This window comes from Chitinasiproducens palmae, assembly GCF_900095735.1.
Lineage (GTDB): Bacteria > Pseudomonadota > Gammaproteobacteria > Burkholderiales > Burkholderiaceae > Chitinasiproducens > Chitinasiproducens palmae.
Genome location: NZ_FNLO01000002.1, coordinates 286573 through 312328, shown reverse-complemented (window position 1 = coordinate 312328; position 25756 = coordinate 286573). Strand labels below are relative to the sequence as shown.

The window sequence follows — 25756 nt, the reverse complement described above, 5'->3', positions numbered from 1 at the left end:
GAGAGGAGCGCAACCGGGCTAAGCGATCTTTTCGAATAAGCTTAGCTGGCGCCGTGCAAAGCCGGCATTGGCAGCGTTGGCGGCGTTGGCGCGCCGTAAGCCCGTGACGCATAGCCGGGAAAGGCCAAAGCCGTTCCGTGGCAGTCGCCGGGCGTTGCCGAACGGCGCTTGCGCATTACAGTCGAGGCACCGCCCCACCGCCGTTTGCGGACGCGCTTCGCGGGCCGCGAAGCGCCATGGGCGATCGTCGCCATGGACTCCGCAGATGCCTTCCGGAAACCTCAAAAACTTGTCGAACCAGCGCCGCGCGCAGGGCGACTTCGAGCGGCTGCGCGGCCAGACGAGCCGCACGGACCATACACCGGCTGCGCGTCAGCGTCAGCCACGCCGACGCGACGAGGTCGGCAGGCGCGCCAGGACAGTCCGGCGCGCGGACGTGGCGAAGGCCATCTTCTATAGCGTGCTCCTCTGTACCAGCAGTGCGCCAGTGCGTCGGCTGCCCGGGCCCGTCGGCGCCGTGCGTCGCCCCGGCGGACCGGCGCCCTACGCGTTGCAAAACGCGGCCACGTCGCCCGCCGCTCCCTCGCCGACCGCGTCGAGCCACGCCGCGCATGCCATTGCACCGCGCCACGCGTTGCCGCTTGGCTACCCTCCGGTTGCAAACGAGCGGTCGGCGAGTTGCAAGCCGAGCGGGCGCGCGCCGAGGCCCGAGGTAGAAACACCGGCTGGGCGGCCCCGCATGCGCCGTCAAGCCGACGGCGATCCGCCGTCTCCGTTGCAATGCCACGGGGTAACGAAGGACATGCTCAGCATCGATGTCGGCGATGCGGCGTTCGCCGACATGAACGCCTTCGCTGAACTGCGGGCGCAGTTTTGCGACATCGCGGGTGGCTGGACGCAATGCACCGAGCACCTGCTGGCGCTGGGCACGCTGCTGAAGACAGCCCACACCATGGCGCGCGAGGAGGTCGTCGCGCGTTTCAACGCATCGTCGGTTCTGACCGAAATCGCGCAGCCGTTCCTGACCCGACTGCAAGTCGCCGCGGGTCACACACCGACCTGGCCGACCCCCGCCACCGCCCTGCGTGAAACGCTGGCGGACCAGGTCATCATGCACGCTTGGGACCGCTACATCAGGCACACATTCATTCACGGCGCGTCGGATGCCGCAACGTACGCCAGACCGATGGCCGCCCTGACGGCTGTCGCGAAGTGGGCCGGTTGCGAGCCGGTCGGCTGCGATCTCGTGCTACCGGACGAGGACGCCAGAGGGCGTGTGATCTTCGTCACCACGCTGCTGCTGGCGATCGCCCGCACCGACAGTCTGTACGGGCCCACGCTGACGCGCGTCGTTGACGGGCAGTCCGTCCGGCCCGCGCTGGCGCCACTGAAGATTGCCTCGCTGACGTTCTCGCCATCGCTGGCGGCTGCGCTGGACGACGAGTTGAAGGAAACCGCGTTGGTCGTCAATCCGCTGCCGCAGTTGCCTGGCAACGATACGATCCGTTTCGACGGCCTGTGTTTTCGCGGTGCCGCCGATCTGTCCTTTGGCCGGAATGGCAGCTTGTTGCTCGGGGCGGCGCCGTACCGCATGCCGGGAGCCTGTCCGCCGGAATGGCGTCGGCCCGGGTCGATCGATCGCACCCACCCGATCGGCACGCTCAAGCACTCGCTGTACAGCGTGCTGGCTTTCGTGAATGGCGCGCCGGTCGTCGCGCCGTCGGACGAAGACGAAGTCCTGCATCTGGCGCGTCGGCTCGCGCAGGCGATCCGCGCGTGGGAGCAGGAGCCGGTCCGTACGCGCGTGCATCCGGGCTGGCTCATGGCGTTGCATCTCGCGTATTCGAGCGGGATCGAACCGCTGTCGATGCCGCAACTGCGCGCGGCGTGGCGAACGCATCTCTTCCCGCACTATCGCGCGCTGTTGTCGCGTTTTCTGGCCACGCCCGGCGATCAGTCGATCTGGCTGCGCGAACACTTGAGCACGTTGCCGCCGCTGCGCGAGTCGCCGACGGACTATGGACTGGTGGCCTGGATCGAATTCCTGCGCCACGACCTGCCGATGCAAATCGACGGTTCGGCAGGGGTCGATACGGCGGAGACGACCCGACTCACCGCGTGGCGTTTGCCGTGGCCAGAAAAAGACATGAGCTTCTACCGGACGCCGGCCGAACACTTTCACATCATTGCAACCCACTTCGTCAACCGAATGCAGGCCTTGCTGGTCGCGCCGCACCTTTGGAAAATCGATGTGGCGCAGCTGGCAGCCGACTGGGGCGACGCCGATGCGTACAACGAGATGACGCAATGGCTAGGAGAGATCGGCCTCGAAACGTCCGACGAGCCGCCTCTTGCGTTGCCGATCGTGCACGGCGAAGGCGATGCGAAGATAGCCAGTCTGCGCACCGCCATGCAGCGTTTCCGCAGTAGATTGCTGAATCATCCGGCATTCCTGGCCAATGCCGCCGAAGTCCTGCGCGAGGCGCAACAACCCCATACGCCGATGTCGGTACGCGCACGCGCGCATTCGCTGACCCACGCGTCAGGGCCAAGACCGTCGACGATCCAACACGTCTTTTCGGTTGGCGGACTGCTCGGGCTGCTGCCGATCGTTGGCATCGCCGCAAGGACGGTTGAAGACGTAGCGCACGGCAACGTCATCAACAGCGTGATCGACGGTATCGAACTGTATCTGCAGGTGACCGATGTTTACGGCGCCGCGGCGAGCATACTTTTTTCGGACGAAGTCACCGCTGCGTTCGAGGAACGCGGCGCGCAGCTTGCGGAGGACGATCTGCGCGATGTCTACCTGCCCGAGGAGCGCCGCAACATTCGCATGATCCGTCGCGGCGCGGTGTTCCGTGAGATCGACGCGATGTCGGGTGCGGTGGTCGATAGCGGCGCGGTGATCGCATACGACGGACAGCGTCTGCAACGCATCGTGCTGCGCGAATTGCACGATGCGGTGCGGCTCCCAGCAGCGCAGCGCTTCACCGTACGTGCGGCCGACGCGTTCCTGCGTGGGCTGACGAAATACGCGGACCGCAGAGGGCAGTTCCGGGAGGCCTTCGATAAGCGGTTTGGCTTTGACGAACATGTTCCGGATTTACTGAAAGACGCGGCACGCGAGGCCTATGCTTTCTTCTACCGGCACAGTCAGACCTTCCGTCGCCTTTTGACCGGCACCGCCGACGATCGACGGCAGTGGACGATTCACGTCGGCGAGGGTTTGGTATTCCGCACCGTGTTTGCGGACGGCAACGCGCTAGGCCAGAACCGCATCGAACTCGGCATCGAAGCCGACGCGACAAGCACCACCTACATGGGCGTGACCGGCCCGCAGTCGACCCCGTACCGGCGCGCGCTGCTGCACGAATTGGTTCACGCGTTGACGGGGTTGCCGGACACAGCGTTCGACACCATCCTGAAACAACAGCGGATCGCAGTGCGCCGGCTGGGAAGTTTCCTCGATAGCCACTCAACACCGACGACGCCCGATTCGATCATGTCGGACGTGTTCAAGCGCCGACGGCGCGCGCTGCAGCGCATTTTGAAAGGGGCCAAGGGTGTGATCGACGAGGCCCGGATCGGGATGGCCGAGCAACGCGGGCCCGTCGTGTACCTGGTCGATCGAATCGGCCAGGAAAGCCTGGCGGGGTGGGAGGAGCGGGTCATGTATCTGGCGGACCCGGGCGGTGACGATGCCCGACTGAAAATCATGCAGACACACCGCCTCGATGCCACCGCGCGCATGCACGCGGAGAACGACCGGCTCGACCGACTTTGGCTGGACAGCACGGAAATCACCGAGGACCTGCCTTTTGGACGCGGCGTGACCGTGAGCCAGCGTGCCGTCATCCAGGAATGGCGCCGGTTCGCCGACAAGCTTGCGTCTCGCAACGACTATCCGGCCGTCCAGTCGATGGAACACTATCTGCACCCGTCGACTTTCACCGTGGAAGCGGACATTGAAGTCCAGCTGAGGAAGCTGATCCAGGACGCGACCCGACGCTCGCCGACGTTCAAGGCGCTCGTCGGCATGTGGCACGTCTTCTCAAGAGGCACCACGGTTTGGACGTTCACGCAGCGCGGGGGCGCGACGGCATCGAGCGCACCCGCGCGCGGCTTCATCGATGTGAGCGAGGGGCGCTTCATCGTGACAGGGCTGGGGGCGAAGCCGGCCAGCGTGCGGCGGCAAGCCATTGCCGGCATGGTCGTCTCGCTCCTCGACGCGATCGGCTTTCCCAAGCCCGTGGGAGTGGCGGGCGAGCGTCGATGGCTTGGCAACGTCCTGGAGCAGCGCGTGCTCGACGAGTTGGGCGACGCCGAGCCGATGCGGGTCAACGGCGCGCTGTTCACCAGTGGCGCGCTGTCCTCGGCGGTCGACGCGTCCATCAGCGTGTTGCGCCGCGCTGCGCTGCTGGAGGACCGGTATATCGAGACCCTCATCACGCCATGGGCCAATCCCGCTTCGAACAAGCGAAAGGATTCGGCCGGTGGCTGAGCACTGTCGCGCGGCACGCGACGCGCGTATCGCACCATCTACAGACCACCAGCCGTACCCTGACGTTGCGACGCAGCCGCATGCGCATGGCGGCGACGGCGCGCGTCCGATACACGATGTTCCCGGTTCATCAGCGAGGATTTTTCATGCCACTGGATTCGCTCGAGCATCTTGCCGCGCGACGCCGTGCGGTTGGCGCATTCGACCACCGGCGCGCGATCGATGACCGCGCGCCCGCGCGAGCGGCGCGCTCGCACGGCGGGGCGGCCGGCCCGGCGGTGCGGCGCAGCGACGTCGCTCGCGCGATTTTCTACGCCGTACTGCTGTGTACCAATACGCATGCCGCGCGTCGTTTGCCACGAGGCGGCGGCGCGATACCAGAGCGCTCGACACTGCCTGCACATGTCGACGGGCGGCCCGCAGACGACAGGGAGGCCGCGGCGATCGCTACAGACGCCCACCCTACGACGGGCGTTGCCTGGCGCGACACCGTTCGGGGCGCGTCGTCGGAAGTTCGCCAACGCGTGACCCGACTCCCCGCCGCTGAGACGCGGCCCTCTCGCACGCGCCGTGCGCTCGCCTTGCACGCTGAAGGCCCCGCCGGGGGCGTGGCGAGGCTGCCGCGTTCGGCGGACATGACAGAACGCCGGGGCACGGCCATGCCCAGCAGTACCGCGGTCGCTCCATTGTCGACGACGATGCCACAGGCCTCTCGTTGCCGCGGCGTGTCGTACAACGCTTCGCACGAGGCGGTCGAGGTCAGCGGTGACCGCGATCGCGATCTCCTGGCGGAACTGCGCGACTCGCACTGCGACGGCGCGGCGCTGCAGTGGCACGACTGTCAGCACGACATGCTCAAATTCGGTGCGCTGCTCGACGAGGCGCGCACGCTGCCTCGCGCGCAGCTGCGCGAACGGATCAGGACGTCGGACGGTGTGCAAGCCATTGCATTGCCATTCTTCACGCAGCAGCAACAGGCGGTCGGAATCATGCCGAAATGGCCGGCACGCGGCGATGCGTTGACCGATGCGTTCGCCGAGCGTTTTGCGATGCACTCGTGGTGCCGCTTGCTTCGGCACCATTTTCTGCAACAGCCCGACGCCGCAACCGCGCTGTCCAGTCCGTTGGCAGCGTTCGACGCGGTGTCGAATTGGGCCGGCTGCGAGCCCGCTTTCTGCGGCGTTGCCGCCGCTCGCCAAGCCGGCGTTTCCCCACAGGTGCCTTTTCTCGCTACCTTGCTGATCGCGCTGGCGCGTAACGACACGTTATATGCACCGCTCGCGTCTCGGCCGGGCGGACGAGCGCTGCGGCCGGGGCTGGTCCCCAGTGACGCGACCCACACGGTGTTCCAGCAGTATTTGAGCGACACGCTCTGGTACGCCGAGAAAGAGACGGCGCTGGCGGTCAACCCTGCGCCGCAGGTGCCCGATGCCCGGACGCTCCGCTTCGATGGTGTGTCGTTTCGCGGCGCCGACGGACTGTCCTACGCGCGCGACGCCGCCGTGCTGGACGGCGCCGCGCCCTATGCTTGTCAGCGCTTGCCCGGCGGCGCGGCGGCCGTTGACCGCTTGTTCCCGATCGGCACACTGAAGCACACGCTGCGCAGCGTACTCAATCTGCTTTCCGGCAGCGAGATCGATCTACCGCCGGGCGAAAACGAGGCTCTGTTTCTCGCCCATCGCCTCGTTCAAGCGATCGCCGCCTGGCGAGCGGAACTGGTCCACACCACCGTCCATCCGGGTTGGCTCGTCGCGCAGCACCTCGCCTACTCGAGCGGCATTGAACCGCTGTCCATGCCGCAGCTGCGCCGCTTGTGGCAGCACGAGCTGTATCCACGCTACGCGGCCAAACTCGATCGCTTCCTGCGCACGCCGGCCGATCAATCGCCTTGGCTGCGTACGCGCCTGAGTCTCCTGCCCCAACTGTGCGAGACGCCCGGCGATCAGGAGTTGATCAGCTGGATCCATTTTCTGCGGGACGATCTGCCGCGTCAGATCGGTCTCGTGGACGGCGATGGCAACGACGTGGAAACGCGACGGCTTTGGACCTGGCGGCTGCCGTGGCACGAGGATGGTCTGGTCTTCTACCGTACGCCAGCCGAACACTTCCACATCATCGCGGCGTATTTCGTCGAGCGCATGCAGTCACTGTTGGTCGAAGCAAATCTTTGGACCTTGGATGCCGCCGCCAGCGCGGCGGAAGAAGGCGACGTGCGCGCGTTCAACAATCTGACTTCGTGGCTCGGTACGTTGCGCGACGAACAGGAGGCGCCCGTCGCGTTGGCGCTTGCCCAGGTCCAGGTCGGCGGCGACCGTAAGGCAGCAGGGCTGCGTGCGGCGATGCAGCGTTTTAGGGATGCGTTGCTCGCGCATCCGGCGGTCCAGGCAAATGCGGCGGAGGCGCTGCGCGAGGCACAGGCATCCCGTTCACCGATCTCGATCCGGGCGCGCGCGCACGCGCTTGTCACGGCGACGCGAAAGCCGTCCGCGGCAACCACGCATCACGTCTTTACCGTTGCGACCCTGGTCGGCATGCTGCCTGTCGTCGGCACGGTCAGGGAATTGGCGCACGACATCAGCGGAGGTCACATTCTGAGCAGCTTGATCGACGGTGCCGAGCTGTATTTGCAAGTCGCCGACGTGTATGGCACCGCGGTGGACACGCTTTTTTCCGAGGAAGTCACCGGCTGTCTGCAGGGCGGCAGCGCACAGTTGGCGGAGGACGACCTGCGCAGCGTGCCGTTGCCGGACGAGGGACGCGCCGCCCAGGTGGTACGCAGGGGCGCGGTCTATCAGGAGTTGGAAGAGGGCACCGGCGCCGTGATCGACGACGCGGCGATCATCGGATACGAGCCGCTGGCCGGTACGTTTCGACAGGTCGTGCTGCGCGAGATCCGCGAAGCCACTCAGTTGCCGCCGCATCGTCGATACACGGTGCGGGTAGCGGAGCAGTTTCTCGTCAAGCTCGTCAAATATACCGACCGCCGCGGTGGTTTCGACGCCGCCTTCGGCGCCCGCTTCGCTTTCTCCGAGACCAGTCCGCCCGAGCTGACCGCGGCGGTGCTCGAAGCGTACGCATTCTTTGAAAGACACAGCCCGACTTTCCGCCGTCTGTTCGCCAGCGGTCGCGACGACGGCAAGAAGTGGACGATCCATGTGAGCCAGGGCAATCGCTTCCGGACTGTGTTCGGCGAACACAACAACAACCTCGGCGAAAACCGTATCGAGCTTGGCACCAACCTCGATGCCGAGCAGATCGTCTACACCAGCGTCTCCGGCGAAGCGTCGATGACCTACTGGCGCGCGGTCCTCCACGAGTTGGTCCACGCGATGACGGGTTTATGCGATACCGCGTTCGACGCCTTCTACGATCGCCAGGACAACGCCGTGCGGCGGATCAGGACCCACCTCGACACCCTCTCGCCGCCGATGCCAGGCGGTGCGATCCTGTCGCTCGTGCGCCGACGACGTCGGCGCGCGCTGCAGCGGACCTTGCTGGGCGCGCAAGGCATCCTCGACCAGGCCCATCTGGGCATGGCGGAGCAGCGCGGCCCGGTAGTCTATTTCGTGGACCGGATCCTGCAGGAATGCAAGACGGGCTGGCCCGAGCGGGTCATGTATCTGGCTGGGCCGCGCGCCGACACCAAGCGGCTCGGCGTCATGGCCGCGCAGCGCGTGGGCGCCGCCACACGAATGCACGAAGAGAACGATCGCCTCGATCGCTTGTGGCTCAACGGGCTCGAGGTGTCGGCGGACATGCTCTTCAGCGGCGAACAGTTGGTCAGGGAACGAGCCGCCGTGCGCGAGTGGCAGTCGTTCGTCGACAAGGTCGCCAAGCGCGGTGTGGCGCCGCCCGGGAACTGGCTCGACGTCTACCTGTTCGCACCCACTTACCAGTTACGGGCAGAGGCGGAGAACCAGATCAACCGTTTATTGCTGGATGCGTCGAATCGATCGCCCACCTTCAAGACGCTGATTCAAGCGTGGCGCGTGTTCAGCAGCGGCACCCGGTTCTGGACGTTCGCGATGCTGGGCAGCGATCGCCGGCTGGTGAATCCGGACGCGCGCTACATCGACGTCAGTGACGACCGCTTCATCATGACGGCGCTGGGGCCGCAGCGCGCCAGCCTGGCGCGACGGGTGATATCGGGAACCGTGGCGTTACTGCTGCACGATATCGGTTTCACGATGCCCGCCGATGCCCTGCGCGACCGGCGTTGGCTCGGCGTGCTGGTCGAGCAGCGGGTGCTCGACGAGCTGTCGCTTGATGAAATGCTGCGCGTGAACGGCGCGATGTACCCGGCTGAGACGTTGTCAGCCAACGAGGTCGGCGCGATCAGCGAGCTGCGCCGCGCGGCCTTGCTGGAGGACCATTATATCGAAACGTTGATTTCGCCCAGGACCCCCGCCCCGCGTCCGGCAGCCGCGGCGGCGGCCCGCTAGGGATCCGACGAAGCCGTCGATGCATATCGAAGGTGCGCACCGCAAGTGTCGCCGCCGCTGCCGTCGATGCTTTGCCGTCGGCTGGCCAGCATCGAAGCCGAGGCGCTGCCGGCTGACCGAGGGAGCAGCGTGTACCGCTTCAGCCGAGTTTGATCAGATCGCCACCCAGGTTGATGCCCGTTGCGGTAGCTTCGAATTTGGTCGTTGCAGGCCCGGTGATCCACACGCCGGATTGGTCAATGCCGAGTCCCTGCTTGATCGTGCCTCGTCGGAATGTGATGCCGGCATCCGCAGTGTTGAGGGTCAGGACGCTCTCCGCTTCACTTGACGACACCGTTGCAAAGACCGATTCGGCCTTGAGTTCGAGACTGCTGGTACCCGTCGCGGTGGCGCCTACATCGGCCTTGATGCTCGCCGGGCCGTCCATGACCCGCAACGATGGCCCGCTCAAGTTTGTCTTGGTGCCACGCTGCAAGTCGACGCTGGTATCGCCCAAAAAGGCGCCGAGTGTTGCGGATGCCTTGGTTAGGCTGAGCGCGGCTGTATTCGCCGCATTGAACTTCCCGGCCAATTCAGCGGGCCTACCGGAATGGAAAGCGACCGTGGCACCCTGGTCGCCTAGCGCAAGCGACGACAGTGCGGCAGTTACGTTGCCTCCGGCGATGCGGCGTAGGACGGCCGCTTGCGATGCGAGGGATAGCGTTGACGTATTGAGCCGAGGTGGGACTAACGTCGTGAAGTCGCCTTCGAGCGCCGCTTGGTCCTGATTCAATGTCAGCTTGGCAACTTGCGTCATCTTGCTGTACAGCGTGCTCAGCTCGCCGATCAGCTGCTGGATCAGCGTAAGCGACGCAACCGCCGTTGCACCGGCGAGACCGATGTCGACGAGGGTCTCGTATTCGGCCGGACGTTTCACGCCGAGCTCCGTCGGCTGGTTGTTGCCAGCGCTGACCACGCCGGCCGCCGCGACCGCGGCATTCATGCCGGCGAGGACGCCGATGGCGGCCTTCACCCCCAACAGCGTGGAGGCGGACGTTTGCCACACCTTGCGGTCGCTGTCGCTAACGCCTGCTTTCAGTTCAATCGATTTCTCAGCGCGCGTCGTCGTGCTTTCCTGGACGCTGGTGGACGGCGCACTGGCGAGACTCACCGTCGGCGATGTGGACCAGGTGACGGCCGGACCCAGGAAGGCGCCCGAGAAGCTGGGCCCCAGCGACAGATTCGTCGTAATGCCGACCGACAGGTTGTTCTGCCCCCCGAGGAACGCGCTGTTGCTGACACCGACCGTCATCTGATTGGCCATGCCGCCCGAGAACGACGTGCGCGTGCCGACCGTGTACGTTGCGTACTTTGGATGCGCGCTGGCATCGGCGCTGAAATCGGGCGACTTGCTGGAATCTGACATGGCGACGCGTGCGTGAGGTTGAGTTCGGAACGTTGAAGCGCCTGTCATACCGACCGAGCGGCGACGCTGGTACCGGGTGCAGCGCTGTTCGACAGGCTGGCGTTGCGCGTACCGCTCGGCTGCGCTCGGTTGCAATCGGCTCGGAGGCGCAGCGCTGCGGCGGCTCCGGTGCTTGGGCGTGCCGATAAGCGTGCCCATAAGCGTGCCGATAAGCGTGCCGCTTGCGGTTTCAAGCATTGCCCTGCGTTTCGACCTGCCAGTCCCGGACTGGCGAGCATGAGCCGTGCGGTACGCCACCATCGACGCGCAGCCCATCTGACGGCACGGCTGCGCGGGGCATCGGTTGCGGCTCTGACTGCCGCGGCATGTTGCCAATGATAAGCATCAGCCGACGGAATCGAATACCGTAAATCGGTGACGCTTGGGTGCAATCATTCCTGTCTTGCCGGGGCTGCCAAGGCGCCGATGTCGCCGGTGGTTCGAGCATCAAGGTCGCGGAGCGCGAGCGTGCACGACATGCTCGACTCGGTACTGCGCGTGCCGCACCGCATGTCGAAACAGGTTCCGACAGGCGCACCGGTATGCGGACCGGTGCGCGTGTTCGGGCGAGGGCGATCGCTCGAAGGGCGCTTCCTGACCAACGCGCGGTGCACCTTTCATCGCGGCGGCGCTCTATCGCTTATCGCGCGTTGGTGCCGGCTTGCGATGGGCAGGGCGACCTGATCGTGCGATAGCCATGACTGTTCCGGGAGAATCCGCATGCCCCTCGAATCCACTCGCGAGTTGGCCGATCAACGTCGCCGCGTCGGCAAGTTCGCCGCGTTGCACGACACCGCACCCTGTCCCGGCCGCGGCACACGCCGCAGCCGGCGTGGTACTGACGCAGGCGATCGACCGCCCACGCACGCCAACATGTTGCGTGCGGCGATGTTCGGTATGCTGCTTTTGTCGAATGCGGTTCATTCGCGCCCGTTGCCGCCGGCCAGGGCGACACTGGCGGGCGCCACCGGGCGCTCGCACGATGACGGGCCAGGCGACCGCGCTGGCCAAGATACCGCGCGTGCCGTGGCAGGCGTTCGCAGCGCGATATCCCACCCGCCGCTGGCAGCAGCGTATCTCGGCGCGACGGCCGCCGGCGCCACGCGTGCGGTGGTGGCGCGGCCGGACGGCATGCCGTCGGTCTCGGTCGCTGGCGGCGTCGGTGGCGGGGTAAGCCGTGCGCGGACACGCCGGGACGCAGGCGAGGTCGATCGCGGCAGCGTGTGCGCGGCACAGCCACGCTCGCCGCTGAATGCAACGTTGGTTTCGGAGAGCGATGCCAAGCTTGTGACACAGGCATCGCAGTCGGCCTGCGATCACGAGCTCATCATTCGATACGAATGCATGGCTCGTAGCGAAGAACTCGGCGCGTTGCTTGACGAGGCACGTCACATGCGCCGCAGCCGATTGCTGACCAAGTTGCGCGACGATCCGCTGATGACGAATCTGGTCGATGAGATGATGAAGCGCTTGCGCGGGGCGGGCGACGCCGGGCCCGCGCCGACGCTCGAGGTCAGCGAGCGCGTCGAGTCAGTGGCCGACCAATTGATCGCGCATTCCTGGGCGCGCTTTCTGAGGCACACCTTCCTGAGCGAACCGGCCGCCGCCGAACGGTACACGACGCCGGTTGCCGCGCTCGACGCGGTCGCGCGATGGGCGAACTGCGAGCCGGTCGCATGCGTGCTGGCGCAACTACCGATGGACGACGGGCAGAGCCGGATCGTCTACGCGGCCGCGTTGCTGCAGCAGATCGCCCGCACGGGCAGTCTCTATTGCAGCGATCGAAGGGCCGGTATCGGGGTCGACGACAGCCAACTGGCGCTGGTGCCGTTCGAGAAGTGGGTCGAGCGCTTCCAGGAACGTTACCGGGATTCGTGGCGATACGCCGACCGCGTGCTCGCGCTGGCCGGCAACCCTTTCCCGCGTCTACCGGGTGACGACCGCATCCGTTTCGACGGCACGTGTTTCCGAGGCGCGACCGGTCTGAAGTATGACGAAGACGCGCGCACCCTCGACGAAGCGGCCACGTACTATCCCGGCACAACCTGCAGCGCGCTCAACCCGTCCCGCGAAATCGTCGACCGCAAGCATCACATCGGCACGCTGGCGCATTCCCTTGACAGCGTGCTTGCGCTGCTTGCGTCGAACAACCCTGGCGTGCTGTCGGCGGATACCAACCCGGCGCGCGTGAACGCGCTCCGCGCAGCAATCAGCGGGCGGAGTCCGGATCACGAAGGTCGCGACATCCACCCGGGTTGGCTGGCCGCGCTCCACCTCGCCTATTCGGACGGGCTCGAACCGCTCTCGCTGCCGCAGGTTCGGCAGTTATGGAGCGACACGTTGTTTCCGAAAGTATGGCCACTGCTGCGCCTGCACATGGCCAGTCCGTCGACACGGTCTAGCTGGCTTGACGCGGCGCTCGCCCGGTTGCCACCGATGCGCGAGGCGCTTTCCGACCACGCCCTCGTGCAGTGGGTGACGTTCCTGCGTGACGATGTGCCCGAGCAACTGGCACTGGCACAGGCCGCGCCGGACGGCGAACGCGACCAGGCCGAGATCGACCGGTTGCAGCGCTGGTGCGTGGCAGGAGATCGCCATTCCTTTTCGTTCTACACCACACCGTCGGCGCACTTCGACCTCATTGCGACGAACTTCGATGAACGCCTCCAGGCGTTGTTGCCGCTCGACACGCTGTGGACGCTTCAGGAGGCGATGAATGCGTCGGCGCGCGGCGATGCCGCTGCGTTCCGAAATCTGACGGCATGGCTCGACGTGCCATGGCAGGACGCGGCAGCGGACCTGCGCCTGCGGCGCGCGGAACAGGATGATCGGGCGGACTTGCAGCGGCAAGCCAATCGTTTCCGCGATGCAGTGCTCGCGCAACCCAGCCTGCTAGCCCGCGCGCGCGAAAGCCTGCGCGAGGAGGGCGGCCGCTTCCGCAAGCCTGGCAACGTGGCGACACGCGCGCACATCCTGGCATCCACCGCGAAGCCGCCAGCAACCGCGGGCGGTCCGGTCCTGACGCCTGGCACGCTGCTCGGGCTGTTGCCGATCGTCGGCGCGCTGCCGTCGTTGTACGACGACTACAAGCAGCGCGATCTGGCTGGCGCACTGATTGACGGCGGTTTTTTGCTGCTCTCCGTGGCGGATATGTATGGCGTGACCTTTGAGAAATGTTTCACCAATGAGGTGAAGGCGGCGTTGCGCGGCAGCGGCGCGATCCTGGCCGACAGTGAGATTCGCGAATCGGTCGTCGCTGCGGAGCAGTCCGCGAAACGCCTCCGGCGCGTCGGCGCGGTGTATCGCGAATTGGACGAACAGTCCCCCACCGGCATCAGGCGCGACACCGTTGTTGCGCACGAGCCGGCGACCGATCGCCTGCAGCGCATCGAACTCGAGACGCTGCAAACCTCGCCACCGGCGCTGCACGACCGCTTTACCGTACGCGCGACCAGCGGCTGGCTCAACGGGCTGGCTCATTTCGACGACGCGGCGGCTGTGGCCGAAGCACGCTTCGACGATTTCTTTGCGTTGGAGCAGGGCACGTCGTCCGAACATGCCGAGATGCTGCGCGCGATGTTCGCTGAAGCGCGAGATAGCAGTCCAAGTTTCCGGCGTTTGTTGGCGGCCGCGCACAGGCAGGCCTGGGTCGTCTCCGTCAACGAGAAAAGCCGCTTCCAGGCGATCTTTGCCGAGGACAGTGCGCTGGAGGAAAACCGCATCACGCTGGGCTTGCGCCCGGATCTTGCAAATGTGCAGTACATGAGCGTCGCGGGGCCGCAAGCGATGCGCTATCGCCGTGCGGTGCTGCACGAGTGGGTGCACGGTCTCACCGGACTGCGCGACACGCCAGTGCAGACTGCGTGCGTCCAGCAGGAGGTGGAGGTCCGCCGCATGAGCGCCGAACTCGACGCCACGGCGACGGAGGTCGCCCCAGGCGCGAGCACGCTGCTTCAGCGGCGGGTCGAACAGGGACGACGCAATCTGGAGGCGGCGCAACAGGCGTTGGATGCCACCTACGAGGAAATGGCTGGCCAGCGCGGGCCGGTCGTCTACATCACCGATCGGATTCTGCAGGAGTGTGGCGACGGCTCGCCCGAACGCACCATGTATCTCGCGGGTCCCGTGGGGGACGCGACCCGTCAGGCAGTGATGGCCAGGCGGCGAGACCCGGCGCTTGCGCAACTGCATACCGAAAATGACCGCCTCGACCGCGTCTGGGTAAGCGGCCTCAAAGTCGATGCGCAGACCAGAATGGCACTCGGCAGGAAAGTCGGCGACAGTGCAGTGGTGAAGGCATGGCAGCAGTTGGTGACCGCCAGCACCGCGAACCCACCGGGCGAACATGCGCTGTCGACCTGGCTAAGCCGATTTCCACCGCGTTTCACCACGTCCGCCTTGCTGGAAAGCACGGCGCTGGGGATCCTCGAAGGCGCGACGGAACGATCGCAGACCTTCCGCATGCTCCTCAGTGCGTGGTGCCATTCGACCCGCACCTGTCGCCCTTGGACGTTCGTGAAGCGCACCGAGCTGGTGCCGGGCGAAGGCGCCGGCCTGGCCGACCGGGGCGGACGTCGCATGTCGCTGCCGGTGGACTACGGCCATCGCATGATCGACCTCGGCACGCATCGGTTCATTGCCACCTCGCTGGGCATGCAACGCATCACCAGCGTGCGAGCCGTGATATCCGGCGTGGTCGATCTGATGCTGTACGACCTCAACGTGCTCGGGCCGGCCACTGGCGTGGCGGAAGGCCGCTCGCTCGGTGCCGCGCTCGAGCAGCACATCCTCGATGAAGTGGGACCGTCGGAGCCCCTGCGGATCAATGGCGCGTTGTACGCGGAGGCGGAATGGCCCAGCGACATCGATCAGCGAATCAGCGCAATGCGGCGCGTGGCCTTGCTGGAGGATGCGATGATCCGGCAAGGGGCGCGCGAACCGTCGCGATGAGGCGCGTCATGCCGCTGCGGTGGCCAGGTGGCCGCCCTGGCTTCGTGTGGCTAACGGTGCACCGTCGGTGACGCAGCCGGCGAGTCAAGCGGCGCCGGCCAGCCGATAACCGACCGCGGTCTCCGTGACGATGTGTTCAGGACACGTGGGATCGCGTTCGAGCTTCTGACGTAGACGCGCCGCGTAGATTCGCAGGTAGTGGTGGTCCTCGACATGCGACGGCCCCCATACCTCGCGCATCAGCTGACGGTGCGTCAGCACCCGGCCGCTTTCCCGCGCAAGGACGGCCAGCAGCCGGTACTCGACGGGCGTCAGGTGCACTGCCTCGCCGTTGCGGCTGACCTGCTGCAGCGAGAGGTCGACGATCACTTCGCCGAAGCGCACCAACGGCGATGCACTCTGGCTCGACTGATTGCGCCGCCGCAGATGCGCGCGGACGCGCGCGAGCAGCTCTGGCACGCCGAACGGTTTGGTCAGGTAGTCGTCGGCGCCCGCATCGAGGGCCGCGACCTTCTCCGGCTCTTGGCTGCGCGCGGACAGCACGACAATCGGCAGGCCGGTCCAGGCACGGAGTTCCTTGATGACGGTCAGACCGTCGATATCCGGCAGGCCCAGGTCGACGATGACGAGATCCGGACGACGGGTGCCGGCATTGGTCACCCCCGCCCGCCCTGTGTCGGCAAGGTGCACGGCGAATCCCGCTTGCTCCAGCGAACTGGCGACGAAACGCGCGATGTGTACGTCGTCCTCGACCACGAGAATTCGGTTGCGAGGTTCGCTCATGCCAGTTCTCCTTCGATGGCGGGCGCCATCGGCGGTACCGACGCCACCGGGAGGGTCAGCCAGAACATCGCGCCGGCGACGCTGCCATCGGCGCGTTCGCGATTGCACGCGCCGATCCGGCCGCCATGCGCTTCCACGATCGCCCGGCAGATCGCCAGGCCGAGGCCGATGCCGGGGATGGCCGATTCGGCCTGGCCGCGAGCAAACTTCTCGAAGAGACGCGCGGCGCCGGATGTGTCTCGGTCAGGCGGGCTCATCGTGCTCGCCGTGCCCGGCGCCGACTGCGCGTCGCCAGCGACCGGCAACCCCGGGCCGTCGTCGGCGAGCGTCACCCTGACCTCGTCGCCCGTCGTGGTCTCTTGCCGGGCGGCATTGATTTGGAGCGTGGCGCCGTCCGGCGTGTACTTCGCGAAATTTTCGAACAGATTGGCGAACACGCGTTCCAACAGTACCGCGTCAAGGCGCAATAGTGGCAGATCGTGCGGCAGACTGACCCGGACCGCGCGCTTGCCCAACTGACGACGCCCGGCGCGCAGCGCGGTGCCGATGATCTCATCGAGCAGCACCCACTGCCGGTTGGCGCGCAGGTCGCCCGCTTGCAGGCGGGCCATGTCCAGTAGATTGGTGACGATCCCGTTCATGCGTTCGGCTTCATCCCGAATCGCGTCGGTCAACGCGACGCGCGCGTGTGCGTCCCCGGTCTGCACCGACCCGGCCAACATCGTCGCCAGACCGACGATGGCGGTGAGCGGCGTGCGCAGATCGTGCGAGACGGCCGAGAGCACCGTGTTGCGCAGTCGCTCCGATTCCATGCTGACCAGTGCGTCGCGGGCAATCGCCGAGTAGTGCACGCGTTCCAGCGCGAGCGCGATCTGGGCGGCGAAGGTGTCGAGCATGCGCTTCTGCTCCGGCACCGCGAGCAGATCGCTGGACCGCAATTGCAGCGCGAGCACACCGCGGGTGCGCATGGGGGCCTTCAGCGGGATGTAGCGCATGACGCTGGCCGGCAGCGTGTCGGTGCCCTGGCCGGCCGGCTTTTCCTGGTCATAGACCCATTGCGCGATGTCGACGTCCAGCGCGTCGGGCGGCGGTGCCCACGCCCGCACGCCCGGCTCCGCGAGGTCGAGTGTCTGCCGGATCCGGTCGCTGCCGTCCGGCAGCAGTATCAAGGCGCGCGCCGCGAACACTTCGGCGACGTGCCGGATGCCGACCGCGACGATCTGCTCGGTTTCCAGCGCGGCGCCCAGTTCGCCGGACAACGCGTAGAGCGCCGCGCTGCGCTTCTCTCGCTCGCGCGCGAAACGCGCCTCGGCCTGGAGGTTCGCGGTCAGGTGGCTGATCAACAGCGACGTCGCGAGCAGCACGACGAAAGTCAGCAGGTATTGCGTGTCGGCGATGGTGAACGACAGGCGTGGTGGCACGAAGAAGAAATCGAATGCCGCCACGCCCAGCAGGGATTGCAGGATGCCGGGGCCGCGCCCGAGCCGCGCGGCGCTGAACACCACGCCGAGCAGGTAGAGCATGACCAGGTTGGACAGATCGAAGTGCGCTTCGACGACGCTTGCCAGCGCGGTGACCGCGGCCCAGACGCCGCACGCCCAGAGGTAGGCGCGTACACCGGAGCGCGGTTTCGGCAGTGCAGGGGGCGGCGCGGCGATGCTGGCGCGCGTCATTTCGCGAGGCCGTACGATCGTCACGTCGAGCCCATCGGTCCCACCCGCGAGTCGTTGCTCGAAAGCTCGTCGCCAGGGATGGCGGCGGGATGCCCCCACCACGAGCCGGTTGACATTGCGTGCCTTCGCATAGTCGAGCAGCGTGGCGACGGCGTCTACGCCGGCCAGAGTGACGCTCTCGGCGCCCATTTCGCCGGCGAGCTTGAGCGCGGCAAGCGGCTGAGCGCGTGCTGCATCGGCGCGCCGCTCCTGGCGCGGTGTCTGAACGTGCACGGCGAGCCAGTCGCAGCGCAGGCCCGCGGCCAGCCGTGCCGCCGAACGCACCAGTGCATTGCCGTTGGCGCCTGGGCCGATGCAAACCATCACGCGATCGTGCGCCTGCCAGACACGGTCGATGCCCCGATCCGCTCGATATTCGCGCATTTGCGCGTCGACCCGGTCCGCGGTACGGCGCAGCGCCAGCTCGCGCAGTGCGATCAGATTGCCGGGCCGGAAGAAGTGCTGCATCGCACGTTCGGCCTGCGCCGGCACGTAGACCTTGCCGTGGCGGAACCGCTCGAGCAGCTCTTCGACCGGCAGGTCCACCAGCGCAATCTCGTCGGCCTGCTCGAAGATGCGGTCGGGCACGGTCTCGTTGACGCGAATCTGCGTGATGCCGCCGACGACATCGTTCAGGCTTTCGAGATGCTGGACGTTCAGCGTGGCGTACACGTCGATGCCAGCGTCGAGTAATTCTTCAACGTCCTGCCAGCGCTTGCGATGACGCGAGTTGGCGACATTGCTGTGCGCCAGTTCATCGATCAGGGCCAGAGCCGGGCGTCGCGCGAGGACCGCATCGAGATCGAGCTCGCCGGAGCTGCCGCCGTCCTGCGCGGCAAGCCGGCGCGGCATGCATTCGAGTCCGGCCAGCAGGGCCGCCGTCTCGGCGCGTCCGTGCGTCTCGACGATGCCGGCCACCACGTCGGTGCCTTCCCGCTGCCGCTGTCGGGCGGCCTGCAGCATCGCGTAGGTCTTGCCGACGCCTGCCGACGCGCCAAAGAACAGCTTCAGCTTGCCGCGACGGCGACGTGCTTCATTGCGTTGCAGCAGATCGAGCAGTTGGTCGGGATCCGGACGGTTCATCGCGGGCTGACGGCGGCGTCCAGTTCGAGATTCAGCTTGAGCACGTTGACGCCGGCCTCGCCAAAGAGACCGAGCCACGGCTTGCGCGTGTTTCTTTCTATCATCTCGTCGACGGTCTCGCGCGACAGGTGGCGGGCAGCGGCCACGCGCGCCGTTTGATAGCGGGCGGCGGCCGGCGAAATTTCGGGATCGAGTCCGCTCGCCGACGCGGTGACCAGATCGACCGGGACCGGCGCGGACGCCGCGGCACCGCCGCTGTCTCGCAGCGCCGCGATGCGCGCCTCGGCGACATGGGTCAGTGCCGGATTGGTCGGGCCGAGGTTGGAGCCGCTCGATCCCTGTGCATTGTAGGGCATGGGCGCGGTGGCCGATGGACGGCCCCAGAAATAGCCCGGCGCGTCGAAGGACTGGCCGATCAGGGCCGAGCCGACCGCCTGCCCGTCGGCGCGGCGCAGCAGGCTGCCGTTGGCCTGCGAGGGAAAGGCGAGTTGCGCGATGGCCGTGACCAGCGCCGGGTAGGCGGCGCCGGTGAGCAGCAGGAGCGCGGCGAAGACGACGCACACCGGACGAATGATTGATCGCATGGCGAACCTCTGGAATATCGGGAGACGGCGGATTCGGCGGCCCTTATGCAAGGCCGCACGCACTCAGCAGCAGGTCGATCAACTTGATGCCGGCGAACGGCACGAGCAGACCGCCCAGGCCGTAGATCAGCAGGTTGCGACGCAACAGACCCGCTGCGTCGAGGACCCGGTAAGGGATGCCGCGCAGCGCCAGCGGAATCAACAGCACGATGATCAACGCATTGAAGATCACCGCGGACAGGATGGCCGAAGCCGGCGTGGCCAGGTGCATCACGTTGAGCGCGTTCAGCGCCGGGTAGGTCGTTGCAAAGGCGGCCGGCACGATTGCGAAGTACTTCGCGACGTCATTGGCGATGGAGAACGTGGTGAGCGAGCCGCGCGTCATCAGCATTTGCTTGCCGATCTCGACGATCTCGATGAGCTTGGTCGGATTCGAGTCCAGGTCGACCATGTTGCCCGCCTCCTTCGCGGCCTGCGTGCCGGTGTTCATCGCCACCGCGACATCGGCCTGTGCTAGCGCCGGGGCATCGTTCGTGCCATCGCCGGTCATCGCCACCAGACGTCCCTCGGACTGCTGCGCGCGGATCGTCGCCAGCTTGGTTTCCGGCGTCGCTTCGGCGAGGAAGTCATCGACCCCGGCTTCGGCTGCGATCGCCGCCGCGGTGAGCCGGTTGTCGCCGGTCACCATCACCGTGCGTATGCCCATCCTGCGCAATTCGGCGAAGCGCTCGCGGATCCCGTGTTTGACGACGTCCTTGAGCTCGATCACACCCAGGACGCGCGTCGAGGCGTCGACGGTCTCGGCGACCACCAAGGGTGTGCTGCCGCGCCGTGCCACCTCGTCGACCGTCTGCTGCACCGGTTCCGGAAAGCGTCCGCCGCGCGACAGCACATGCTGTCTCACCGCATCGGCGGCGCCCTTGCGGATCTGACGGTCGGCAAGATCGACACCGCTCATCCGCGTATGCGCGGAAAACGGGATGAACGCGCCCGCGGCGCCGACCGCGCGGGCGGGTTCGAGCGGGCCCTGCGCATTGGCAAGCGTGACGATGCTGCGCCCTTCGGGCGTCTCGTCGGCCAGCGACGCAAGGCGGGCCGCTGCGGCGAGCTGTGCGGCGTCGATGCCGGGTGCGGCAAGCAGGGCGCTGGCCTGCCGGTTGCCGAGCGTGATGGTACCGGTCTTGTCGAGCAGCAGCACGTCGACGTCGCCCGCCGCTTCGATCGCGCGGCCGGAAGTGGCAATCACATTGGCTGCCATCATGCGGCTCATGCCGGCGACGCCAATTGCCGACAGCAGGCCGCCGATGGTGGTGGGAATCAGGCAAACCAGCAGCGCGATCAACGCAGTGATCGACACCACCTCGCCCGGCATGCCGAGCGCGTGGGCGGCGTACACCGAGAATTCGGAGAACGGGCGCAGCGTCGCGGTGGCCAGCAGCATCACGATGGTGAGCGCCACCAGCAGAATCGTCAGCGCGATTTCGTTCGGTGTCTTCTGGCGCTTCGCGCCTTCGACCATCGCGATCATCCGGTCGAGAAAGGCTTCGCCGGGGTTCACCGTGACCTCGACCACGATCCAGTCCGACAGCACGCGCGTACCACCGGTGACCGATGAGAAGTCGCCGCCGGCGGCGCGCACGACCGGGGCGGACTCGCCGGTGATCGCGGATTCGTCGACGGATGCGATGCCGTCGCGCACCTCGCCATCCGCCGGCACCACATCCCCGGCCTCGATCAGCACAAGATGACCGCGCCGCAGCGCCGTGGCCGTCGTGACCTCGATTGCGGGACGACCGGCGGGCGCCGTGCGCCAGTCCGAACCGGTCAGGCGCTTGGCCATCACGTCGCGCTTTGCCTGGCGCAACGAAGCGGCCTGTGCCTTCGCGCGTCCCTCGGCAAGCGCCTCGGCGAAATTCGCGAACAGCACGGTGAACCATAGCCACAGGGCGACCGCGAGGATGAATCCCGCCGGGGCCTCGGCCTGGCCACGCAGCGCCGCGACCCACAGCACCGTGCAGAGGATGCTGCCGACGTAGACGCAGAACATCACTGGATTGCGCAACTGGTGGCGGGGCGCGAGCTTGCGCACGGCCGCGGCGGCAGCCGGTCCGAGCAAGGTGCGATCGAACATGGCGCCGGCCGGCCGGCGCTGCGTTGCAGACATTTTGTTTCCCATGACTCAATGGCTCCGGAACGCTGCCGAAAGATGTTCGACGACGGGGCCGAGCGCGAGCGCCGGTACGTAGGTGAGGGCGCCGACCAGCAACACGGTGCCAAGCAGCAGGACCACGAAGAGCGGTCCGTGCGTGGGCAGCGTGCCGGCGTGCGCGGCAATGCGCTTCTTCGCCGCCAGCGAGCCGGCGATCGCCAGCACCGGCACGATGGTCGCGAAACGCCCGAACCACATTGCGATGCCGAGCAGGATGTTGTAGAACGACGAGCTGACCGTCAGGCCGGCAAATGCACTGCCGTTGTTGTTCGCAGCTGAACTGAATGCGTAGAGGATTTCCGAGAAGCCGTGTGGCCCGGGGTTCAGCACGCCGGCGCGGCCGGCGGCGGCGAGACTGGCCAACGAGGTGCCGACCAGCACGAGCAGGGGCGTGATCAGCACGACCAACGCGACCATCTTCATTTCGAACGACTCGATCTTCTTGCCGAGATATTCCGGGGTGCGCCCGATCATCAGTCCGGCAACGAACACGGCGAGTATTGCGAAGACCAACATGCCGTACAACCCCGAGCCGACGCCGCCGAAGATCACTTCGCCCAGTTGCATCAGGAGCATCGGCACGAGGCCGCCGAGCGGCGTGAGTGAATCGTGCATCGCGTTGACCGCACCGCAGGACGCGGCCGTGGTCGCCACCGAGAACAACCCCGACTGCGCAATGCCGAAGCGCGTCTCCTTACCTTCCATGTTGCCGCCGGCTTGCAGCGGGGTGGCCGACTGATCGACGTGCAGGGCGGCGAGCGCGGGGTTGCCGGCTTGTTCGGCCGCGATCTCGCCGGCGACCGCCACCACGAAAGCCAGGGTCATCGCGGCGAGGATCGCGCGGCCCTGGCGGCGATCGGCGATCACACGCCCGAACACCAGGCAGAGCGCGGCGGGGATCACGAGCATCGCCAGCATTTGCAGCATGTTGCTGAGCGGCGTCGGATTCTCGAACGGATGCGCCGAATTGGCGTTGAAGAAGCCACCGCCGTTGGTGCCCAGCATCTTGATCGCTTCCTGCGAGGCCACCGGGCCCATTGCGATGGTCTGCTCGGTGAGCGATGTGGCGACGGTCAGCGGCTGGCCCGCCGCGTCGTTCAACGGCTGGCCTGCGGCATCCATCTTCGGCGCGTCGTAGCGCGTCGTCTGTAGCGTCGCCACGGTCTGATACGGCTTGAAGTTCTGGATCGTGCCCTGGCTGACGAAGCCGACCGCCAGTACCACCGCCAACGGCGCCAGGACATAGGCGGTGGCGCGCGTGAGATCGACCCAGGCATTGCCGATGGTCGCCGCGCTGCGTCGGGCAAAGCCGCGGCTCAGCGCCATCACGACCGCGATGCCGGTGGCCGCGGACAGGAAGTTCTGCACGCCGAACCCGAGCATCTGTGTCAGATAGCTCATCGTTTGCTCGCCCGCATAGTCCTGCCAGTTCGTGTTCGCGACGAAGCTGATGGCAGTATTGAAGGCCGTATCGGCGCTCGGCGCGCGCAGGCCCTGCGGGTTGCCGGGCAGCCAACCCTGCAGCCGAATCAGCGCATAGAGGAACAGCGTGCCGAGCGCATTGAAGGCGAGGATTGCAACGGCGTACTGCCGCCAGCCCATTTCCCGGTTCGCATCGACGCCGGCCAGGCGGTACAGGCTGCATTCGGGCCATCGGCACCAGCGCACCACCCGTGCGTTGCCGTCCATCACCCTGGCGATGTAACGCGACAGCGGCACGGCGAGAAGCAGCAGCGCCGCGACGAAAAGCGCGGCCTGCAGCGCAGATTGGAGAGTCATTCGAGGTGCTCCGCGTTCAGGAGGGCATAGATCAGGTACGCCAGGATCAGCGCGGTCGTACCGCCCGCCAGCCATAGCATCCAGTTCATGGGCGCCTCGTCTCGGCCGTCACGCGTGGTGTGACGGGCGCCGCGGCGACGCCGACCTGCCGGATTCGGCTCAGGCGCACGCACAGTCGAATCAGTGCGGCGATGAGACCTGTGCAGGCAACAATGCCTGCGACGTACACCACGTCCATGGAAGCTCCTGTGTCGATCGGTGATGGCGCCGAGCTTAGGGGAGCGCGCGTAAAAATCGCGTAAATACTGGTGGCGGGGGCCGGTCGGCAGGTAGGCGATCGGCTGGCGGGTATCGACGGGTACCGACGGGTACTGACAGATACCGACGGATACCGACGGGTACCGACGGGTACGGCGGCGTCGGCCGGCCGTCACGCTCAGTTGCCGGTCCAGGTCGCGACGCGCCGTCGACGGCAGCAAAGGCGGCTTTGCGCACCGATGCGCGCGCTTTGGCCGCGCCACGAAAGCGCATGAGTTTGCGCTTTGTCACGGGCTTGCCAGCGAAGACGCAGTAAGCTTCGCCTTATTCTTTTCAGGAAAACGCGGGTGTCGGCCGCTGTGGCCGCGCGGCGCGGCATCGCTGTCGCCCAGACTTGTCCGCACCGGCCGGCACGCGCCGGCCACGGCGACGCAGCACCGGCAACCCGCCTGCCTGACTCACATCAACGGAAACTGCGATGATCGGACGGCTCAACGCCATCTTCAAATACTTCCAGGACCACGTGCCGTTCCGGCTGCTGCCGGCGGCGGTCACCACGGTGTTCCTGCTGGTCATGCTGCTGCTGCCCGTGCCGGCTGGCCTGACCCCCAAGGCGTGGGCGTTGCTGGCGATCTTCCTGACCACGATCGTGGCGATCATCCTGAAGGTGATGCCGATCGGCGTGATGGCGATGATGGCGATGACCATCGTGGCGCTTTCCCAGGTCACCGCCACGTCGTCCAAGGCGGCGATCGCCGATGCACTGTCAAGTCTCGCCAATCCGCTGATCTGGCTGATCGTGGTCGCGGTGCTGGTCTCGCGCGGGCTGAAGAAAACGGGACTCGGCAAGCGCATCGGCTTGCTCTTCATCTCGTTGCTGGGCCGCAAGACGATCGGCATCGGCTATGGCTTGACCGTCTGCGAACTCGTGCTCGCGCCGTTCACACCGAGCAATACGGCGCGCGGCGGCGGCATCGTACATCCGATCATGCGCTCGATCGCCAGCGCCTTCGGTTCCGATCCGGCGCAGGGCACCGAACGCAAGATGGGCACCTACCTGTCGCTCGTCAACATGCATGCGAACACGATCACGTCGGGCATGTTCATCACCGCGACGGCGCCCAACCCGCTGGTCGTCGACTACGTGGCGCGCGTCACGAAGCAGAGCTTCCATCTTTCGTGGACCACCTGGGCGCTCTGCATGCTGCTGCCAGGACTGGCCTGTCTGCTGCTGATGCCACTGCTGCTTGCCGTGCTGGCGCCGCCCGAAGTGAAGGCCACGCCCGGCGCGATCGACTATGCCCGCGCCGAGTTGAAGGCGATGGGCCCGGTGTCCGGCAGCGAGAAGGTCATGATCGGCACCTTCGCGATCCTGCTGCTGCTGTGGGCCAATGTGCCGGCGATGCTGTTCGGTCCAGCCTTGACGCTCGATCCGACCGTCGTCGCGTTCCTCGGCCTGTTCATTCTGATCATCACCGGCACGATCGACTGGGACGACGTGTTGTCCGAGAAGAGCGCATGGGATACCTTGATCTGGTTCGGCGCGCTGGTCATGATGGCCGAACAATTGAACAAGACCGGCGTGATCAAGTGGTTCTCCGACATGCTGCAGAGCGGCATCGCGTCCGCTGGCATGAGCTGGCAGTGGGCCGCCGCGCTGCTGGTCCTGCTCTTCGTGTTCTCGCATTATTTCTTCGCGAGCACGACCGCGCACATCAGCGCGATGTTGCTGGCCTTCCTGACCGTCGGTGTCGCGCTGGTACCGCCCGAGTATCTGATGCCCTTCCTGCTGATGATGGCGGCGGGCTCCACCATCATGATGACGCTGACGCATTACGCCACCGGCACGTCGCCGATCATCTTCGGCAGCGGCTACGTGCCGTTGGGGACCTGGTGGCGGGTGGGCTTCATCATGTGTGTCATCGAGCTGGCGATTTATGCAACGCTCGGCGTCATGTGGTGGAAGGTGCTGGGGTACTGGTGAGTCCTGCCGGGTCTACAGGAGTCG

At 66.5% G+C, this 25756-nt stretch carries 12 protein-coding genes; 4 read left to right on the top strand and 8 right to left on the bottom strand.

Annotation, left to right across the window (positions count from 1 at the left end; all coding sequences use genetic code 11):
- The first annotated feature begins 802 nt into the window (after positions 1-802).
- Positions 803-4504, top strand: coding sequence for a hypothetical protein (locus BLU54_RS04485; protein WP_139169491.1), 3702 nt, complete (start codon positions 803-805; stop codon positions 4502-4504).
- Positions 4505-5202: 698 nt separating this feature from the next.
- Positions 5203-8946 carry a hypothetical protein gene (locus BLU54_RS04475; protein WP_139169488.1) on the top strand — a complete coding sequence of 1248 codons (3744 nt, stop codon included), beginning with the start codon at positions 5203-5205 and terminating at the stop codon, positions 8944-8946.
- A 139-nt stretch (positions 8947-9085) separates the two neighbouring features.
- Here the strand turns inward: BLU54_RS04475 and BLU54_RS04470 are convergent, their stop codons facing one another.
- Positions 9086-10588, bottom strand: coding sequence for a hypothetical protein (locus tag BLU54_RS04470; RefSeq protein WP_139169487.1), 1503 nt, complete (start codon positions 10586-10588; stop codon positions 9086-9088).
- A 1146-nt stretch (positions 10589-11734) separates the two neighbouring features.
- Here BLU54_RS04470 and BLU54_RS04465 point away from each other — a divergent pair.
- Positions 11735-15340 carry a hypothetical protein gene (locus tag BLU54_RS04465; RefSeq protein WP_139169485.1) on the top strand — a complete coding sequence of 1202 codons (3606 nt, stop codon included), beginning with the start codon at positions 11735-11737 and terminating at the stop codon, positions 15338-15340.
- Between the two features lie 84 nt (positions 15341-15424).
- Here BLU54_RS04465 and BLU54_RS04460 read toward each other — a convergent pair whose 3' ends face one another.
- The 7 genes from BLU54_RS04460 to BLU54_RS23600 are packed head-to-tail and all read right to left on the bottom strand — an operon-like array spanning position 15425 to position 23728.
- Entirely contained in the window at positions 15425-16123 is a 699-nt protein-coding gene (locus BLU54_RS04460; RefSeq protein WP_091905208.1) for a response regulator, read from the bottom strand.
- Positions 16120-18918, bottom strand: a complete 2799-nt coding sequence (locus tag BLU54_RS04455) for a sensor histidine kinase (RefSeq protein ID WP_091905205.1) — start codon at positions 18916-18918, stop codon at positions 16120-16122. Before BLU54_RS04455 ends, BLU54_RS04460 begins: the two co-directional genes overlap by 4 nt.
- Positions 18915-19502 carry a potassium-transporting ATPase subunit KdpC gene (gene kdpC / locus BLU54_RS04450; RefSeq protein WP_091905202.1) on the bottom strand — a complete coding sequence of 196 codons (588 nt, stop codon included), beginning with the start codon at positions 19500-19502 and terminating at the stop codon, positions 18915-18917. Before kdpC ends, BLU54_RS04455 begins: the two co-directional genes overlap by 4 nt.
- Positions 19503-19545: 43 nt before the next feature.
- Positions 19546-21633, bottom strand: a complete 2088-nt coding sequence (kdpB, locus tag BLU54_RS04445; protein WP_091905996.1) for a potassium-transporting ATPase subunit KdpB — start codon at positions 21631-21633, stop codon at positions 19546-19548.
- A gap of 48 nt (positions 21634-21681) precedes the next feature.
- Entirely contained in the window at positions 21682-23490 is a 1809-nt protein-coding gene (gene kdpA, locus BLU54_RS04440) for a potassium-transporting ATPase subunit KdpA (RefSeq protein WP_091905199.1), read from the bottom strand.
- A complete protein-coding gene (locus tag BLU54_RS04435) occupies positions 23487-23579 on the bottom strand; it encodes a potassium-transporting ATPase subunit F (RefSeq protein WP_091905196.1) in 93 nt (30 codons plus the stop codon). The genes kdpA and BLU54_RS04435 overlap by 4 nt, the downstream gene beginning before the upstream one ends.
- Entirely contained in the window at positions 23576-23728 is a 153-nt protein-coding gene (locus BLU54_RS23600) for a hypothetical protein (RefSeq protein WP_170845017.1), read from the bottom strand. Before BLU54_RS23600 ends, BLU54_RS04435 begins: the two co-directional genes overlap by 4 nt.
- A 498-nt stretch (positions 23729-24226) precedes the next feature.
- Between BLU54_RS23600 and BLU54_RS04430 the strand changes: the two genes are divergently transcribed.
- Positions 24227-25732, top strand: a complete 1506-nt coding sequence (locus tag BLU54_RS04430) for a DASS family sodium-coupled anion symporter (RefSeq protein ID WP_091905194.1) — start codon at positions 24227-24229, stop codon at positions 25730-25732.
- Positions 25733-25756: the final 24 nt, after the last annotated feature.